The following is a 16,660-nucleotide window of genomic DNA, read 5'->3' as shown; positions in this document are numbered from 1 at the left end:
GCCGACGGTCGTCGTCGGTCGGGAATTGGTCCGGCCGGTGCCGGACTGCGAAGATGCTGACGTGAGCGAACCGATGGGTCACGGCCTGCCCGCCGATGCGGCGTTCCGCGTGCAGGCTCGGCTGCCCGGGACGCTTGGTCGTGTCGGGGTGCTGGTCACTCCGCACGGTGAGATCCGCACTCCGGCCTTCGTCCCGGTGGGGACCAAGGCGACGGTGAAAACCGTGCTGCCGGAGTCGGTCGCCGCGGTCGGAGCGCAGGCGGTGCTCGCGAACGCGTATCACCTGTACCTGCAACCCGGTTCGGAGATCGTCGACCTCGCGGGCGGATTGGGCCGCTTCATGAACTGGTCGGGACCCACCTTCACCGACAGCGGTGGTTTCCAGGTGATGTCGCTGGGCGCGGGGTTCAAGAAGGTCATCGCGATGGACGTGACCGGATTGCAGGACGACGCGGTGATCGCGGAGGGCAAGGAACGTCTGGCTCTCGTCGACGACGACGGGGTGACCTTCAAGTCGCACCTCGACGGTTCGCGACATCGGTTCACCCCGGAGAGTTCGATGCGAATCCAGCACGAGTTGGGCGCGGACATCATCTTCGCCTTCGACGAACTGACCACGTTGATGAACACCCGTGCGTATCAGGTGGACTCGCTGGAACGGACCCGACAGTGGGCCATCCGCTGCCTGATCGCGCACAACGACCTGAGCCGGGAACGTACGCACCGGCCGTTGCAGTCCTTGTGGGGTGTATTGCAGGGGGCGCAGTACGAAGACCTGCGACGCAAGGCCGCTCGCGACCTCGCCGAGATCAGTGACCGCGACGTCGATGCCGGCGGGCGGGGATTCGGCGGATACGGAATCGGCGGTGCGCTGGAGAAACAGAATCTCGGCACGATCGTTCGTTGGGTGAACGAAGAACTGCCGGAGCACAAACCGAAACATCTGCTGGGGATCAGCGAACCCGACGACATCTTCACCGCGATCGAGAACGGGGTGGACACCTTCGACTGCGTGTCCCCCTCCCGGGTGGCGCGCAACGGTGCCATCTATTCGCGCGACGGTCGGTACAACATCACCAACAGCCGTTTCAAGCGCGACTTCGGGCCGTTGGACCCGGAGGTCGAGAACTACACGTCGCGGTACAGCCGCGCCTATATCCACCACCTGTTCAAGGCCAAGGAGGGGCTGGCGTCGACGCTGTGCACCATCCACAACGAGCACTTCATCGTGAGCCTGGTTGACCGCGCGCGACAAGCAATCATCGACGGCGACTATGAGGCCTTCCGTGACGACTTCCTCGGCCGGTACTACGCGGGAGCGCACACCTGAGGTTGCGAGAACACAACGGTTCTCCTCGGTTGGGTTGTTTTCCTTCCGTGCGGGCCGCGGGCCGTCTATACAGTGAGGGTCCCGCGGAACACAGACGATGCGTCGTCCGTGCCCGCGGTCGTCACCGCATGATCATCGGCTGGACCGGAAAGGGACCCCCATGACCAGCAACACGCCGCCCGGCAACGAACCGCCCCAGAACGACCCGTACCGCAATCCTTACGGGGGTGGACAACCAGGTGGGCAGGGCGAGCGCCCCGACCTGAACAAGCCCGGCGAAGGCTACCCGCAACAGGGTTATCCTCAGGGTTCATACCCCCAGGAGGGATACCCCCAACAGGGTTCATACCCACCTCCGGGCCAGCAGGGCGGTTACCCGTCCGGCTCGTACCCACCACCGCCCGGCCAGTATCCACCGCAGGGACAGCCGGGCTACGGGGGGTTCCCCGGCGGCAATGAGGGGCTGGCGCCGAGCGGGCAGTTCTCCATCGGTGACGCCCTGAGTTACGGCTGGAACAAGTACAAGAGCAATGCCGGATCGTGGATCGCCGTGATCCTGTTGGGCGTGGTGGTGAGCGCGATCATCAACTTCGCGTTCAGCGGTTTCGACGTCGGCAACGTCTCGGGTGGCTTCACCCTCGGCACCGACAGCGACGTCTCCGTCGGAACGTCGATCCTGTCGATCATCGGCAGCGTTGTGTCATTCGTGGTGTCGACACTGTTCCAGGCCGCGTACACGCGTGGCGCGCTGAGCGAGGTCGACGGCACCAAGCCGTCGGTCGGGGCGTTCTTCCGATTCCACAACGTCGTCACCGTGATCGTGGTCAGCATCATCGTCGGCCTGCTGACCGGCGTCGGCTTCATTCTGTTCATCTTGCCCGGCATCATCGTGGCGTACCTGACCTATTACTCGCTGACCTTCGTCATCGACCGCCAGCAGGGTGCGATCGATGGCATCAAGTCGAGCTTCCGACTGACCACGCAGAACGTCGGGCAGCTGCTGCCTCTGGCCATCGTCTGCGTGCTCCTCAACATCGTCGGCTTTCTGGTCTGCCTCGTCGGTCTACTGGTGACCGTCCCGGTCACCCTGATCGCCGGGGTGTACGCATATCGCACCCTCACCCAGGGGCCGGTCTCACCACCGACCGTCTGACACTGCTGGGGTCGAACACCCACGGTTGACGCGGTAGCAGCGCGGGGTCGAATCGCGTGAGCAGGTCGCTCGCGGTGACGGATTCACCGCGTGCGGCAAGACCCAGGGACTCCGCGATCACCGACACCGCCACGGGCGCGGTGACCCCCGCGGCCGCGAGGTCCGCGAGGGTCACCGCGCCGTCGCGTTTGGCCAGTCGGACGCCCTCGCGGTTGAGAGCCATCGGCACATGGGCATACGTCGGGACGGCGATGTCCAGCAATGCGGCCAGATACGCCTGCCGGGGTGTCGAGGAGAGCAGATCGTCACCCCGGACCACCTGATCGACGCCCTGCGCGGCGTCGTCGACGACCACCACCAGGTTGTAGGCGGGCGTTCCATCGTTGCGCCGCAACACCAGATCGTCCACCGCACCTGTGTACTCACCGTGCAACAGATCGGTCACCGTCATGTGCTGCACCGACGACCGTAGTCGCAGCGCGGGCGGCCGGTTGCCTGCCCGCCGTTCGGCGAGTTCGGCCCCGGTCAGGTTTCGGCAGGTACCCGGGTACGCGCCCGCGGGTGTGTGGGGAGCCGCAGGCGCCTCCAGGATCTCGCGGCGGGTACACCAACACTCGTAGGTCAATCCGCGTGCGGTGAGGGTCTCGATGGTGTTGTCGTAGAACGACCGTCGGTCCGATTGTCGTACCACGGGAGGCTCCCAGTCGATGCCCAGCGCGCGCAGGTCGTCGAGTTGTCGTTCGGCGGCACCGTGCGCGACCCGGTCCAGATCCTCCATCCGTAGCACGAATCCGCGGTCGGTGTGTCGGGCGAACAACCAGGCCAGTAGTGCGGTGCGCAGATTGCCGATATGGAGGTCACCCGACGGGGAGGGTGCGTACCGACCGACACCGACATCTGTTGGGATCACAGGTGTCTCACGAGACCAGACCCGGCACGATGTCGTCGAGCCGGTAGGTCAGGGGTCGTTCCAGTTGTTCATAGGTGCACGACTCGGGGGTGCGGTCGTCACGCCAGCGGATGAAGTGGGCGAGATGACGAAAGCGATCACCCTCCATGTGTTCGTATTTGACCTCCATCACCTGCTCGGGACGCAACGCCACGAACGAGAGGTTCTTGGTCGCGTTCCACCGGCTGACTGCACCCGGCAGTCGTTGCCCCGCATGGGCGTCGGTATTCGCCCACTCCTGCCACGGGTGGTTGTCGCCCTCGCGCATGAGCAGCGGCTCGAGCTCACCGACCAGCTCAGCACGCCGTTTGGCGGTGAACGCCCCGACCACCCCGACGTGCTGCAGTCGTCCGGTCTCGTTGTAGAGGCCGAGCAACAGCGAGCCGATCAACGGTGTCTCCTCTGTCGACGTCTTGTGCCATCGGAAACCGGCCACCACGCAGTCGGCGGTCCGGGTGTGCTTGATCTTGAACATGGTTCGTTTGTCCGGCTGATAGATGCCGTCGAGCGGCTTGGCGATCACCCCGTCCAGCCCCGCACCCTCGAATTCGGTGAACCACCGCTGCGCGGTGTCGACGTCGGCGGTCGTCGGCGTCAGATGCACCGAGGAGCCGGCGGCGGACAGTGCGGTGGTGAGTGCTTCGCGGCGTTCGGCGAACGGTCGGCCGGTGTAGTCGTCGTCGCCGAGGGCGAGCAGGTCGAAGGCGATGAACGAAGCGGGCGTCTTCTCCGACAGCATGGTCACCCGGGATGCGGCCGGATGGATGCGCTGCTGCAGCGCATCGAAATCCAGGCCGTCGTCGGTGGCGATGACGATCTCTCCGTCGATCACACAGCGTTCGGGCAGTTCGGCGACGATGGCGTCGACGAGTTCCGGAAAATAGCGGGTCATCGGCTTCTCGTTGCGGCTGCCCAGCTCGACCTCGTCGCCGTCGCGGAAGACCAGCGACCGGAAACCGTCCCACTTCGGCTCGTAGGAGGCGCCGGGCGGGATCGTCGTCACCGCCTTGGCCAGCATCGGCGAGACCGGTGGCATCACAGGAAGCTGCATGGCACACATTGTCGCCCGTGAATGGGGAACACAGGTAACTTCGAACACACCGACCACGCGTCCGACGTCTGCGAAAGGTTCCCCACCGATGGCCAAGGCACCCGCGGAAGAGCTCGATGTGGACGGGGTCGCGGTCCGACTCTCGAACCCGGACAAGATCTACTACCCGCGGTTGGGGGCGGACGGTGGTCGCAAACGCGACCTGGTGGAGTACTACCGGACCGTCGCATCGGGTGGCGCACTCCTCGGTGCGCTGCGGGACCGCCCGACGTTCTTGCAGCGCTTTCCCGACGGGGTGGAGGGTGAGGAGATCTACCAGAAGCGAATCGCCGCCAAACATCCCGATCACGTCCAGTCCACCGGGATCACCTTCCCGTCGGGTCGCACCGCGGACGCCATCCGCGTCACCAACGCCGCCGACATCGTGTGGGCCGCCAACCTGGGGACGATCACCTTTCATCCGTGGCCGACCATCGCGCCCGACAACGACCACCCCGACCAGCTGCGGATCGACCTCGACCCACAGCCCGGTACCGACTTCGCCGACGCCCGCACGGTGGCCATCGACCTGGTGCGACCGTTGCTGGAGGAGTGGGGACTGACCGCGTTCGCCAAGACATCGGGGGGCCGAGGCATCCACATCTACGCGCCCATCGAGCCGCGGTGGGACTTCATCCAGACCCGGCGCGCGGTCATCGCGATCGCGCGGGAACTGGAGCGTCGCGATCCGGAGCGCGTCACCACCTCGTGGTGGAAGGAGGAGCGCGGTGAGCGGATCTTCATCGACTTCAACCAGGCCGCCCGCGATCGGACGATGGCGTCGGCGTACTCGGCGCGCAAGACCCCGATCGCGACCGTGTCCACACCACTGACCTGGGACGAACTGGCAGATGCGGACCCCGACGACCTCACCATCGCCACGGTGCCGGATCTGCTGACGAAGCGCCCCGATCCGATGGGCGACATCGCCGACCACCGGGCGTCGCTGGAGCCGGTGCTCGATCAGGTGGCGAGGGACGAGTCCGCCGGCCTGGGCGATCTGCCGTACCCGCCCAGTTATCCGAAGATGCCGGGTGAGCCGAAGCGGGTGCAACCGTCGCGGGACACGGACCGGGCGCGCTGAGCGCGAGACGCGTCAGGTAAGCAGTCGCTCGAGCGCTTCGGTCCACTGACGGTCGCGGATGCGGTCGAACCGACGTCGGCAGGCCATGACGGCGAGGTGCGCCAACGCCGCGACCAGCAACAGTCCGCCGATGATGACCACCACGGCGGTGGTCGTCGGATCAGCGGGTGGAACGGCTCGGGTCGGAAAACCCCTGGCGTCGACGTTGAGCGGGATCTTGGTTCCAGCCGCGGTTCCGGGTGCGACGGTGAGCAGACCTGATCGGGTAGTGCCGTCCCACCGCCAGTGTGCGCGCACCCGACTCGTGGAACTGGCGGAGGCGGCGGGGTTGGTTGCGACAACGGGATTCGTGGTGGCCGTGGCCCGCGATGAGGTGTCGGTGGTCGCGGTGACCGTGGTGGTCGTGAGCTGCGACGTCGACGAGTTCTGGGTCGCCGTATAGGCGAAGAATCCGGGGACGAGAGCGAATCCCGCCGCGAGCAGGGTGCAGACGGCGATCAGTCGCTGAACGCGGCGCTGTGCGATGTCCACCGGGCGGACGAGCGGATGGGAGAGCGACGACGACACCGAAGGATCGCGGAGAAACTGTCGCTTGCTCTCGTCGTTCATCGTCGGTCAGCTTTCTCACCCGGGTCACGACCGACACGCTGCGGCGGCCGCCTCGTTGTTCAGGCTAATCGAGAAGGAAATGACATGTCATCGGCGGTGCGTGCGAACCTGACCACAGCCGCCGGGTTCGCTCAGACCTGCGGTGGCGACATCGAATCGGTGGCCGATTCGATGTCCGAGAACACCGGGTACTCGGCGCCGGGAGTCATCCGAGTCGGGGCGTCGGAGGGCTCGTCGGCGGACGGGTGGGAAAACAGATCACTCATGCGGAGATCCTTTCGGAGGTGAGGGGGAGCGCGACACACACGAGGGCTGTGAAAGACGTGCGGCGGCCGTGACGACCGTGAGATGCACCGACTCATCCCAGAGATGATGATGGTCCCGGAGGGAGCGATGATGTCGCGAGTGCGCGCGCTCTGACGGCGACAGTACACCCGTGGCCTGAGATAACCGATGAGGTCGGCACTCGAGAGCCGTTTCTCCTCGTCGCCCGCGCGGTGAGAAGCGTACCCCCGGGTGCGTCCGGCTCGACGGGGTGTGGACTCCGGCGCCGGCGCGCGACTCTGCCGAGGAACGGCCGCCGATCGCTCACGGGCAGCGGTTGCGTCGAGTGCGCATCTGGTGACGCCGTGCTGACCGGTGTGCAACGGCCCCGTACGCGGTGCAGGTCATGGTGGTCGGATGAACTCGGTGCCGTCACCCACAGTCGACGTCAATGCGGGGGGACACCGCGTCGCGGAGCTGACCATCGCTGACATGCGTCGCGTGGTCAGCGAACGTATCGCGCCCCTGCGGCCACAACCGGTACCGACGCACGCGGCGATGGGTGCCGCGCTCGCAGAGCCGTTACGACCTCAATCCGTCTTCCCGCCCGCTGACACCTCCGCCATGGACGGCTTCGCCGTGAGTGGGCCGGGGCCATGGCATGTTCTCGACGGCGCGGTCACGGCGGGCTCTGAACGTCCCCGCCCTCTCGCGGACGGGACCGCGACGGTCATCGCCACCGGTGCGTTGGTTCCGCCCATGACGTCGTTCGTGCTTCGCCGGGAGAACGCCCGCCAGTTGTGGGGTGGCCGGTTGGTGGACGTTGCGGGTCGTCGACCAGGAATCGGTAACGACATCCGCCGTCGTGGCGAGAACTGGACGCTCGACTGCGTGCTGGCACGAGCAGGGACGGTCGTCGGACCGGCGGTCATGTCGGCGGCCCTGACCGCAGAACGTACGACATTGACTGTGCGTGGGCCTCTTCGGGCTCAGGTCGTGATCACCGGCGATGAGATCAGCACCGCAGACGGACTGCGCCCGGGGCAGACGCGAGACAGCCTCGGACCCGTGCTGCCGACCTGGTTACGGGACATCGGATACGCCCAAACCGCGACAGAATATCGGTCCGACCGTGAATTCCGGGACGATTCGATCGTCGCATCCGCCGACGCACCGGTCATCTTCGTGGTGGGCGGCACCGGTCACGGTGCCAGCGATCATCTGCGCAGCGTGCTGCATCGTCTCGGGGCCGAGATCATTGCGGACCGGATCCTCTGTCGCCCAGCCGGATCTCAGTTGCTTGCACTGCTACCCGACGGACGGGTGATCGTCGGTATCCCCGGCAACCCCCTGGCCGCCGTCACCGCGATCATGACCACCGGTCGGGCCGTGGCGCACTCGCTACTCGGAATCAGCGTTGCCCCGGTACGAGGACGTCTCACTGCTGCGGTGCGGTCGGGCACAGGCCCGGCGCGGATCTACCCCGCCGTGCAACGTGCAGACGGTGCTTGGGACATCGACCCCTGCACCCGTACCGCGCATCTTGCCGGATTGATCAACCGGACGGCGCTCGCGGTTGTAGAGGGATCGGGCCCGTCACCGACTGCCGAGATCATTCGATTTCATGCCATGTGACGGTCTCGGTGCGATTCTGGCTGACGCCCGAACGGCCACCGGGTTGCACCTTGCGCCTGCTATGTGGTCCTGGCGGTCACCGACGTGGTGTCGGTGACGTAACGACCACCCTTCTTGTCGCCTACGGTCACCAAACGTGGGTGCGGGAGCCGGGTGCCATTCTCGGACAGGGCCAGCAGCAGCGGCCGACCGCCGAAGAAAGCCTCACCGAGCGTGACGTCGGCCGCGTAACTGTCGGTGCCGGTCACGGTCAACACCGATGTGAAGGCGGGAGGGAAGACTCCGACGGCACCCAGCGCGACGGCGAGATCGGGGCCGACGAACGTACGAGACGTCGTCACGCCGGATGCGTTGAAAGACACGGTTTCGCGGTGCTGGGGTAGTCGTGCGAGTACCGTGCTCGGCACGGTCACGGTGCGGTTCCCCTCGACGACATCGACACCGCCTGCCGATGCGGTGACCGGACCCGGGGGCGTGAGAGAGACCTCGACGCGGCTCACGCCGAAGACGGATCGTGCCGCTGTCCGGTCGCCCGGCACAACGAGATCTGCGCGTGTCGTTGCACTGCCGGATGTGGCACTCGTGAGGACGGCGGGATGATCACCGAATCCCGCATCGAGTTCACCGAGCGTGAAGGTCACCGCGCGACCGATACCCCGCACCGTGACGGCGACCCGCAGCAGAGGGTTCTTTCCCGCATCCAGCCGAGGACTGCCCTTGGTGACCAGTGTCTGCAACGACACCCCCGCGACCGACGTGCCGGGTGCCCGGGTCGAAGCGACCGATACCTGGGGCAGCGCATCGAGAGCCTCCAACGAATACGTTGCCGGATCGGTCACCGCGCCCGACACCGTCACCGACGAACCGACGGAGAACACCGGTGCAGCGCCGACGGCGGCGGTCGAGACCGACACGGTACCCACGACGGCAAGCGCACCGATGACAAGTGAACGAAGCATCGCGGCCTCCCGACACCGATTCCGCGCAACCGCGGTGGCCGAACACTACCGTGTATGCATCCGCGACCTGCGGTGAAGTGGGGTCGCGGGCTCCGAATCCCGACGGTCGCCGGCGTCCATGTGGCGGAGGATAGGGGATTCGAACCCCTGAGGGCTGTTAACCCAACCCGCGTTCCAGGCGAGCGCCATAGGCCACTAGGCGAATCCTCCGTCGGGAATGATAGCCGTGACCGTGGTGGCGACCAAAAACGACCAGCACAGGACAGGGTGCGGACCGCGACGGAGTGACGGTCTACAATCGTTCACGGATCCCGCGCGGCGTGCATCCTGTGAACTCCCCCAGGGCCGGAAGGCAGCAAGGGTCAGCGGGCTCTCTCGGGTGCGCGGGGTCCCCTACTTCAAGGGATCGCGATCCACAGGCGCAGCCGAGAGGTCACCGTGAATTTTCACGCACTCAGTGTCGACCAGCTCTCCTCCGCCCGTGACGACCTGCAGGATCTCTATCGCGCTCTCCGTGACGCCGGACTCTCGCTCGACCTCACCCGCGGCAAACCGGCCGTCGACCAGCTCGACCTGTCCAACGAGCTGTTGTCGCTACCCGGAGGCGACGACTATCGCACCGCAACCGGTGCCGACACCCGCAACTACGGGATGGGCGACGGCATACCCGAGCTCCGCGAGATCTTCGCCGAGATCCTCGGTGTGCCGGTGGCCAACCTGGTCGCCGCGGGCAACTCCAGCTTGGAGCTGATGCACGATGTCGTGAGTTTCGCGATGCTGCACGGGACCGTCGACTCGGATCGACCCTGGGTGCGCGACGAGAAGGTCACGTTCCTGTGTCCGGCGCCGGGTTACGACCGACACTTCGCCATCACCGAAGACCTCGGGGTCGAGATGATCGCGGTGCCCATGTTGCCCAACGGTCCCGACGTGGACCTCTGTGCGCAACTCGTCGCCGACGACCCCACGATCAAGGGCCTGTGGGCCGTGCCGACCTACTCCAATCCGACCGGCATCACCTTCGCCGAGGATGTGGTGGAGCGGCTGATGACGATGCCCGCTGCCGCCCCGGACTTCCGCGTCTTCTGGGACAACGCGTATGTGGTACACACCATCGTCGACGCCGCCCCGCCCGCGCTCCCGGTCCTGCAGATCGCCGATGAGGCCGGCCACCCCAACCGTCCGTTCGTATTCGGATCCACCTCCAAGATCACTTTCGCCGGCGGCGGGATCTCGTTCTTCGCGTCGTCCACCGACAACCTGGACTGGTTCCGCTCGCACATGTCCAAGCGGACCATCGGACCCGACAAGGTGAACCAGTTGCGGCACGCGAAGTTCTTCGGAGACGCCGACGGGGTGCGCGCACACATGCGTAAACACGCCGACCTGTTGGCCCCGAAGTTCCGGCTGGTCCTCGACATCCTCGACGACCGCCTCGGTGACAGCAAGGTCGCGTCCTGGACGGAACCCGAGGGCGGGTACTTCGTGAGCCTCGATGTGATCGACGGCACCGCGGCCAAGGTGATCGAACTCGCCGCCGATGCGGGTATCGCGCTGACCGCCGCCGGTTCGACCTACCCGTACAAGAAGGACCCGTACGACCGGAACATCCGCCTGGCCCCGACCTTCGTGGAGATCGACGACCTGCGTTCGGCGATGGACGGGGTGGCGACCTGTGTGCTGTTGGCGGCGGCGGACGCGCTGCTCGCCGACCAGAACTCCTGACCGACGGTGACGCGCGAGACCACGTCGCCGTACCCGATCCGGGATCTACCCCGCCCCACGGTGGTGGCGGTCGCTTTCGCGGTGCTGGGCGTGCTGGCGGTCTACCTGCAACACGTGATCGTCCCGTACGACACACCGTTCTGGGGACTGTTCTCCAACGGTCTCGACCTCGGGGTGTACCGCGACGGCGCGCGGACCGTCCTCGACGGACAGAAGCTCTACGAGGCCAAACTGCTCGGGGTCATGGACTACACCTACACGCCGATCTCCGCGGTCCTGTTCATGCCGGTCGCATTGATCCCGCTCGGATTGGCCCGGGTGCTGTGGACCGTGGCCATCTTCGTGGCGCTCTACTCGGTGATCGTGTTGGCGTTCCGGCGGTTGGGCTACCGCGTCACCTGGCAGTTGCGGGTGGTCGCGGTGTCGCTGGTGGTCATCTGCACACTGCTCGAGCCGGTGCGCAGCACCATCTGGTTCGGTCAGGTCAACGTCTTCCTGATGCTGCTCATCCTGTGGGATCTGCTCCGTGACTCGGCGCGGACGCGCGGAATCGGGGTGGGCATCGCCGCCGGTATCAAACTGACCCCACTGGTGTTCGTGCTGTACCTGCTGGTGGTGCGCCGACCGCGCGACGCCGCTGTCGCGGTCGCCGGGTTCGTCGGCACCATCGTCATCGGGTTCGTGGTGTTACCCGGTGAATCGACGACGTACTGGTCGGGCACCTTCCTGGACTCGAATCGGGTGGGGCGCCCGGACACGCTGGGTAATCAGTCGATCCGAGGGGCCATCGCCAACCTGGCGCACACCCCCGACCCGAATGTGCTGCTCTGGATCGCGCTGGCCGCGGTCGCGTTGTTCGCCGGGCTGTACACCGCGTGGGTCGCGCACCGGCACGACCGTGAACTCCTGGCGTTGTCGATCGTGGGCATCACCTCGGCGGTGGTCTCGCCGATGTCGTGGGGTCACCACTGGGTGTGGGTGGTCCCGTTGCTGGTCATCGCGCTCGATCACGTACTGCATGCGCGGACCGCTCCCCGCGGGGTACTGACCCTGGGAGCGGTGCTGATCCTGTTGTGCAGCATGTTGGCCTGGCGTACGTACCTTGGCCATCCGATCCTGTTCATCGACACCGTCAAGCCCGACGCCTACCTCACCGGTCTGTTCTTCAAGGCCGGGCCCGACTGGCTGCACTGGTACACCTTCGACCCCTACAACTGGGCGTTCGTCTTCGTGGTGGTGGTGACACTCGTCGACTTCTGGTGGTCGGATCGACGTGCCCACCGGCACCCGGGTCGCGCCGACGACCGCGATGTGGGTACCGGCGACATTTCGCCGCTACCATCCTGACGGTGGAAATCGGAGCGGAGCACGCTGTGGATCGCCTGTGCGGATGACGTCGGACGCCGCGTCCTCACGCGAGTATCCCCGCGGTCGTCCCGACCTGCGGGTCCCGCACAGTGTTCCGCTGCTGGTCGGACTGGTGGCGGCGGCCGCGATCGCGGTGTGGCTGCAGTACCGCTACATCCCGGCGGGCACCCGGTACTGGGGGCTGTTCCACAACGGGATCGATCTCGAGGTCTATCGGGCCGGTGCCCGGCACCTGTATCACGATCAGCCGATCTATCTCGGGCCGGTGCTGGCCCACTTCGAGTACACCTACACCCCGTTCTCGACGATCGTGTTCCAGCCGTTCATCGCGTTCGACCACCACACCGTCCTCGTCGTCTGGTCGGTGTTGATCGGCCTCGCGCTCTGGTGGGTGGTGGTGGCCGCGTTCCGCAGCCTGGGTTATCACATGGACATCTGGCTGATCGTGATGTCGGCCCTACTGGTCGCGGTCTGCACGCTGATGGAACCGGTACGCACGACCATCTGGTACGGACAGATCAACGTCTTCCTGATGGCGTTGGTGATGTGGGATCTGCTACGTCCGGACGGCAGTCGGCTCAAAGGTCTCGGGGTGGGCGTGGCCGCCGGCATCAAGCTGACCCCCGCGATGTTCATCGTCTACCTCGCCGCGACCCGGCGGTGGCGCGCGGTGCTGGTATCGGTGGCGGCGCTGGTGGCCACCATCGTCGCGGGTGCGGCGGTCACCCCGCGCGGGTCGTTGCGGTACTGGACCCACCGGATCTTCGAGTCTCAGCTGGTAGGCGACCCCCGCACGCCCAGCAACCAGTCGATCAACGGGGCGTTGGCGTCCATCTACAACACCTCGACCCCGCCGCAGGCCCTGTGGCTGGTGCTCGCACTCATCGGACTGGTGTTGGGTATCGCTGCGGCCTGGGTCGCGCATCGGCGCGGCGAGGAACTGCTGGCCGTGGCTGTCACCGGGATGACGTCGTCGGTGGTGTCCCCGTTCAGTTGGGGTCATCACTGGGTCTGGTTCGTCCCGCTGTTGGTGTATCTGCTGCATCGCGTGCTCGCCGCCGTGCGGACACGTCGCTGGGTGTCGGCCGCGGCATGGGCGGCGGCGACCTCCGCCCTGTACCTCACCGTGTTCATCTGGAGATTCCACATCCCGCACCCGGTCCACATCGGCCGGTCGCGATTCGCCGAGTTCTACGGCATCGGCCTGTTCATGGTCCCTCGCGACAGCTGGCTCAACTGGTTCTGTGATCAGCCGTATCTGTGGGTGTTCGCGGCCACCGCGGTGACCGTGTTGGTGGGGTGGGCCCCCGCGGTGATCCGCGAGGTCCGGGGTGCGTCCCCGGCACCCGCCGAGGGCTCGGACGTCGGTGCTCGCCGGTAGTGTCGTCGGATGAACCATCCGGCATCGCAACGGAGATCGTAAAGCCTTGGCACTGTATAGGACCTACCGTCCGGCGACGTTCGCCGAGGTCGTCGGGCAGGAACACGTCACCGAGCCGCTGAGCCGTGCCCTGGACGGTGGGCGGGTCAACCACGCGTACCTGTTCTCGGGGCCGCGTGGGTGTGGGAAGACGTCGTCGGCCCGCATCCTGGCCCGCTCGCTGAACTGTGAACAAGGTCCCACCTCGACACCGTGCGGTGTCTGCGATTCCTGCGTGGCGCTGGCGCCCGGTGGCCCCGGCAACCTCGACGTGATCGAGATGGACGCGGCCAGTCACGGCGGTGTGGACGACACCCGTGAACTGCGCGATCGTGCGTTCTTCGCCCCGAGCAGTTCGCGATATCGGGTGTTCATCATCGACGAGGCGCACATGGTGACCAGTGCCGGCTTCAACGCGCTGCTGAAGATCGTCGAGGAGCCGCCGGAGCACCTCATCTTCATCTTCGCGACCACCGAGCCGGAGAAGGTGCTCCCGACCATCCGCTCGCGCACCCACCACTATCCGTTCCGGTTGCTGCCGCCCGCGGTGATGCGCCGCCTGTTGGAGTCCATCTGCGGCAAGGAGGGTGTCACCGTCGATCAGGCGGTGTACCCGCTGATCATCCGGGCAGGTGGTGGCTCGCCGCGCGACAGTCTCAGCGTGCTCGACCAACTGGTGGCCGGCGCGGACGAACGCGGGGTCTCCTACGACCGCGCGCTGGCTCTGCTCGGGGTCACCGACGTCGCGTTGATCGACGAGGCCGTGGACGCACTGGCCGCATCCGACGGTGCCGGTTTGTTCGGTGCGGTGGAACGCGTGGTCGAGGCCGGTCACGACCCGCGCCGGTTCGGTGTCGACCTGCTGGACCGGCTGCGTGATCTGATCCTGTTGCAGGCGGTCCCGGACGCGGGTGACCGCGGACTGGTGGAGGCCCCCGACGACGAGCTCGGCCGCATGCGGGAGCAGTCCGAACGTCTGACCCAGGGTGCGCTGACCCGGTTCGCGGAGATCGCGCACGCCTCCCTGGGGGAGATGCGTGGGACCACGTCGCCTCGGTTGCTGCTGGAGGTGATGTGTTCACGCATGTTGCTCCCCGCGGCGTCGGACTCCGACTCGGCGGTGTTGCAGAGGTTGGAGAAGCTGGAACAGGTGGTCGCCGCGGGCGGCGTGACATCGGCCGCGCCGCCCCGCGAGAATCACACCACGGTGTCCACACCGGCTGTGTCCACTCCACCGACCGATGCGAAGTTCGTACGACCGTCGCAGCGTGTCCAGCAGGATCGCGTCGAGGACGAACGAGTCGCCCGGGAGAAGGCGACCGCGGAGACGATCGCCCAGGACAAGGCGGCGCAGGAGCGAGCCGAACAACAGCGTGCCGAGGAGGCTGCGCGCGCGACCGCGGCCGCCGAGGCCGCCGAACGCGACAAGGCCGAGCGTGAACGCGCAGAACGTGAACGCGCAGAACGTGAACGGCCCGCGCCGCAGGAACGGGTCGCCGAACCGGATCCGGTGGACGAGGTGCCGCTGCCCCCCGAGCCGATGGACGAGGAACCGCCGGAGCCGGTGGTCGACGAGATCAGCGAGCCGCAGCCCACCCCTGCGCCTGCGACGGACGAAGCCGATCCGGCCGCGGCTCTGGAGCGGGTTCGCAAGGCCTGGCCGGAGATACGCGCCGCCGTCCGCGAGCGCGACAAGGTGGTCGAGGTCATGTTGTCGGGGGCCGCGGTGGTCTCGGTCGACGGAGATCGCGTGGTTCTCACGCACGAGAACGCACCGCTGGCCGCGCGGCTGTCGTCACCACGTGGTGCCGGGGTGCTGGGAACCGCGTTGGCCGCGGTGCTCGGCGGCGACTGGGAGGTGCGGTGCGATGTGGGGTCGGCACCGCCCGCTCCGGCCGCGGCACCGCCCCAGGCCGCGGATCGGCAGTCGCGCTCGGCCGGTTTCACCCGGCCCAGCCGAGGTCGCGACCGCGCAGACACCACCGTCACCGACGACCCGCCGCCCGAGCCCGAGGAGCCCGAGCCTGCCGAGGTCGACCCCGGCCCGATCCCCGACGAGGACATCACCGATGACGACCGCGCGGAGATGGTCGCCGGGGCACAGAACGCCAGTCCCGACGAGCGCCACGACCCCGACAAGGCCGCGTTGAAGCTGCTGACCGACGAACTCGGCGCCCACCCGATAGATACCGCATGACCACAGTGGCCGATCCACCCGTGTTACTGGTCGCCACCGACCTCGACGGCACCCTGCTCGACGCCGACCGCGCCATTTCCCCGCGCACCGCGGCGGCCCTCGCGTCGGCCGCCGACCACGGCATCGAGGTGGTCTGGGCGACCGCCCGTGCCCGGCACTCGGTCCGTGAACTCGCCGCGAGCTGCGGGTTCCGCGGCACCGCGATCAGTGCCAACGGTGCGGTGCTCATCGACCTGGCGGATGGTGACGCCCGCATAGTCGAGGTGTACGGCATCGAGGCGGAAGTCCGGGCGGCGGCGATCGCAGCGGTGACCGAACGACTGCCGGGTACCAGTTTCGCGATCGTCGGACCCACCCGCTTCCGCGCCGAACCGGGGTATCGGGATCGGTGTGTGTTCGTCGACCATCACCGCGATCCCGCGGGAATGGACACCATCGCCTCTGCGGCCGACGCCGAGGACCCTGGTGAGCCGGTGGTGAAGATCGTCGCCCGGCATCCGGACCTCGCCAGCGAGGAGTTGTTCACGGCGATGGCGGCCACCCCGCCGAATGGGGTGACCGTGACGCATTCCGGCGCGCCGTATGTGGAGATGGCGGCCGCAGGTGTGTCGAAAGCAGCTGCGCTGCAACGCTGTGCGGCGATGCGGGGTATCGCCCGCGATCAGGTTGCGGCGATCGGCGACGCGAGCAACGATCTGGCCATGCTGACCTGGGCGGGTGTTGCCGTGTGCCCGCAGAACGCTTACCCGGAGGTCGCTGCCGTCGCCGACGTCATGATCGGCGCGCATGACGACGACGGGGTCGCACGCTATCTCGAGTCGCTGGTCGGGCGTAGCTGACCGACCGAGTACGTCGACCGGCCAGGATCTGAGGCGGC

14 protein-coding genes, 1 tRNA gene and 1 other RNA gene are annotated in these 16,660 nt (G+C 67.0%); 10 read left to right on the top strand and 6 right to left on the bottom strand.

The window, feature by feature from the left end:
• Positions 1-73: 73 nt before the first annotated feature.
• Together tgt and BW971_RS09320 are read left to right on the top strand one after the other, a co-directional pair.
• Entirely contained in the window at positions 74-1,330 is a 1,257-nt protein-coding gene (gene tgt, locus BW971_RS09325) for a tRNA guanosine(34) transglycosylase Tgt (RefSeq protein ID WP_076478939.1), read from the top strand.
• A gap of 160 nt (positions 1,331-1,490) precedes the next feature.
• On the top strand, positions 1,491-2,483 hold the full coding sequence (locus BW971_RS09320; RefSeq protein ID WP_076478776.1) for a DUF2189 domain-containing protein: 993 nt from the start codon (positions 1,491-1,493) through the stop codon (positions 2,481-2,483).
• On the opposite strand, the gene gluQRS is transcribed toward BW971_RS09320, so the two are convergent.
• Both gluQRS and BW971_RS09310 read right to left on the bottom strand, forming a co-directional pair.
• Complete coding sequence (gene gluQRS, locus BW971_RS09315; RefSeq protein ID WP_076478937.1) at positions 2,449-3,390, bottom strand: tRNA glutamyl-Q(34) synthetase GluQRS; 942 nt, start codon at positions 3,388-3,390, stop codon at positions 2,449-2,451. The two genes, BW971_RS09320 and gluQRS, sit on opposite strands and share 35 nt — an antisense overlap.
• A gap of 10 nt (positions 3,391-3,400) precedes the next feature.
• A complete protein-coding gene (locus tag BW971_RS09310) occupies positions 3,401-4,483 on the bottom strand; it encodes an ATP-dependent DNA ligase (RefSeq protein WP_076478774.1) in 1,083 nt (360 codons plus the stop codon).
• 88 nt (positions 4,484-4,571) lie between these two features.
• Between BW971_RS09310 and ligD the strand changes: the two genes are divergently transcribed.
• On the top strand, positions 4,572-5,606 hold the full coding sequence (ligD, locus tag BW971_RS09305) for a non-homologous end-joining DNA ligase (protein WP_076478772.1): 1,035 nt from the start codon (positions 4,572-4,574) through the stop codon (positions 5,604-5,606).
• A gap of 12 nt (positions 5,607-5,618) precedes the next feature.
• Here ligD and BW971_RS09300 read toward each other — a convergent pair whose 3' ends face one another.
• Positions 5,619-6,215, bottom strand: a complete 597-nt coding sequence (locus tag BW971_RS09300) for an Rv1733c family protein (protein ID WP_076478770.1) — start codon at positions 6,213-6,215, stop codon at positions 5,619-5,621.
• 131 nt (positions 6,216-6,346) lie between these two features.
• Positions 6,347-6,481, bottom strand: a complete 135-nt coding sequence (locus tag BW971_RS22080; RefSeq protein ID WP_268811118.1) for a hypothetical protein — start codon at positions 6,479-6,481, stop codon at positions 6,347-6,349.
• A gap of 415 nt (positions 6,482-6,896) precedes the next feature.
• On the opposite strand from BW971_RS22080, the gene BW971_RS09295 reads away from it, so the two are divergent.
• Entirely contained in the window at positions 6,897-8,114 is a 1,218-nt protein-coding gene (locus BW971_RS09295; protein WP_076478768.1) for a molybdopterin-binding protein, read from the top strand.
• Positions 8,115-8,173: 59 nt separating this feature from the next.
• Here the strand turns inward: BW971_RS09295 and BW971_RS09290 are convergent, their stop codons facing one another.
• Both BW971_RS09290 and BW971_RS09285 read right to left on the bottom strand, forming a co-directional pair.
• Positions 8,174-9,073 (bottom strand): hypothetical protein, encoded by a 900-nt coding sequence (locus BW971_RS09290; RefSeq protein ID WP_143690272.1) that lies wholly within the window; start codon positions 9,071-9,073, stop codon positions 8,174-8,176.
• Between the two features lie 121 nt (positions 9,074-9,194).
• Positions 9,195-9,283: transfer RNA gene (locus tag BW971_RS09285), tRNA-Ser, on the bottom strand.
• A gap of 93 nt (positions 9,284-9,376) precedes the next feature.
• Between BW971_RS09285 and ffs the strand changes: the two genes are divergently transcribed.
• The 6 genes from ffs (at position 9,377) to BW971_RS09255 (ending at position 16,622) form a co-directional block, all read left to right on the top strand.
• Positions 9,377-9,471, top strand: an RNA gene (ffs, locus tag BW971_RS09280) — signal recognition particle sRNA small type.
• 40 nt (positions 9,472-9,511) lie between these two features.
• Positions 9,512-10,798, top strand: coding sequence for an aspartate aminotransferase type Ic (locus tag BW971_RS09275; RefSeq protein ID WP_076478763.1), 1,287 nt, complete (start codon positions 9,512-9,514; stop codon positions 10,796-10,798).
• 6 nt (positions 10,799-10,804) lie between these two features.
• Entirely contained in the window at positions 10,805-12,145 is a 1,341-nt protein-coding gene (locus BW971_RS09270) for a glycosyltransferase 87 family protein (RefSeq protein WP_234974316.1), read from the top strand.
• A gap of 43 nt (positions 12,146-12,188) precedes the next feature.
• Positions 12,189-13,547 carry a glycosyltransferase 87 family protein gene (locus BW971_RS09265; protein ID WP_076478760.1) on the top strand — a complete coding sequence of 453 codons (1,359 nt, stop codon included), beginning with the start codon at positions 12,189-12,191 and terminating at the stop codon, positions 13,545-13,547.
• Positions 13,548-13,593: 46 nt separating this feature from the next.
• Positions 13,594-15,783 (top strand): DNA polymerase III subunit gamma and tau, encoded by a 2,190-nt coding sequence (locus tag BW971_RS09260; protein WP_076478758.1) that lies wholly within the window; start codon positions 13,594-13,596, stop codon positions 15,781-15,783.
• Positions 15,780-16,622, top strand: coding sequence for an HAD family hydrolase (locus BW971_RS09255; RefSeq protein WP_076478756.1), 843 nt, complete (start codon positions 15,780-15,782; stop codon positions 16,620-16,622). The genes BW971_RS09260 and BW971_RS09255 overlap by 4 nt, the downstream gene beginning before the upstream one ends.
• The last annotated feature ends 38 nt before the right edge of the window (positions 16,623-16,660 follow it).

It is taken from the genome of Williamsia sterculiae (assembly GCF_900156495.1).
GTDB classification, from domain to species: domain Bacteria; phylum Actinomycetota; class Actinomycetes; order Mycobacteriales; family Mycobacteriaceae; genus Williamsia_B; species Williamsia_B sterculiae.
The sequence above is the reverse complement of the archived record's forward strand: the minus strand, read 5'-3'. Positions and strand labels throughout refer to the sequence as shown.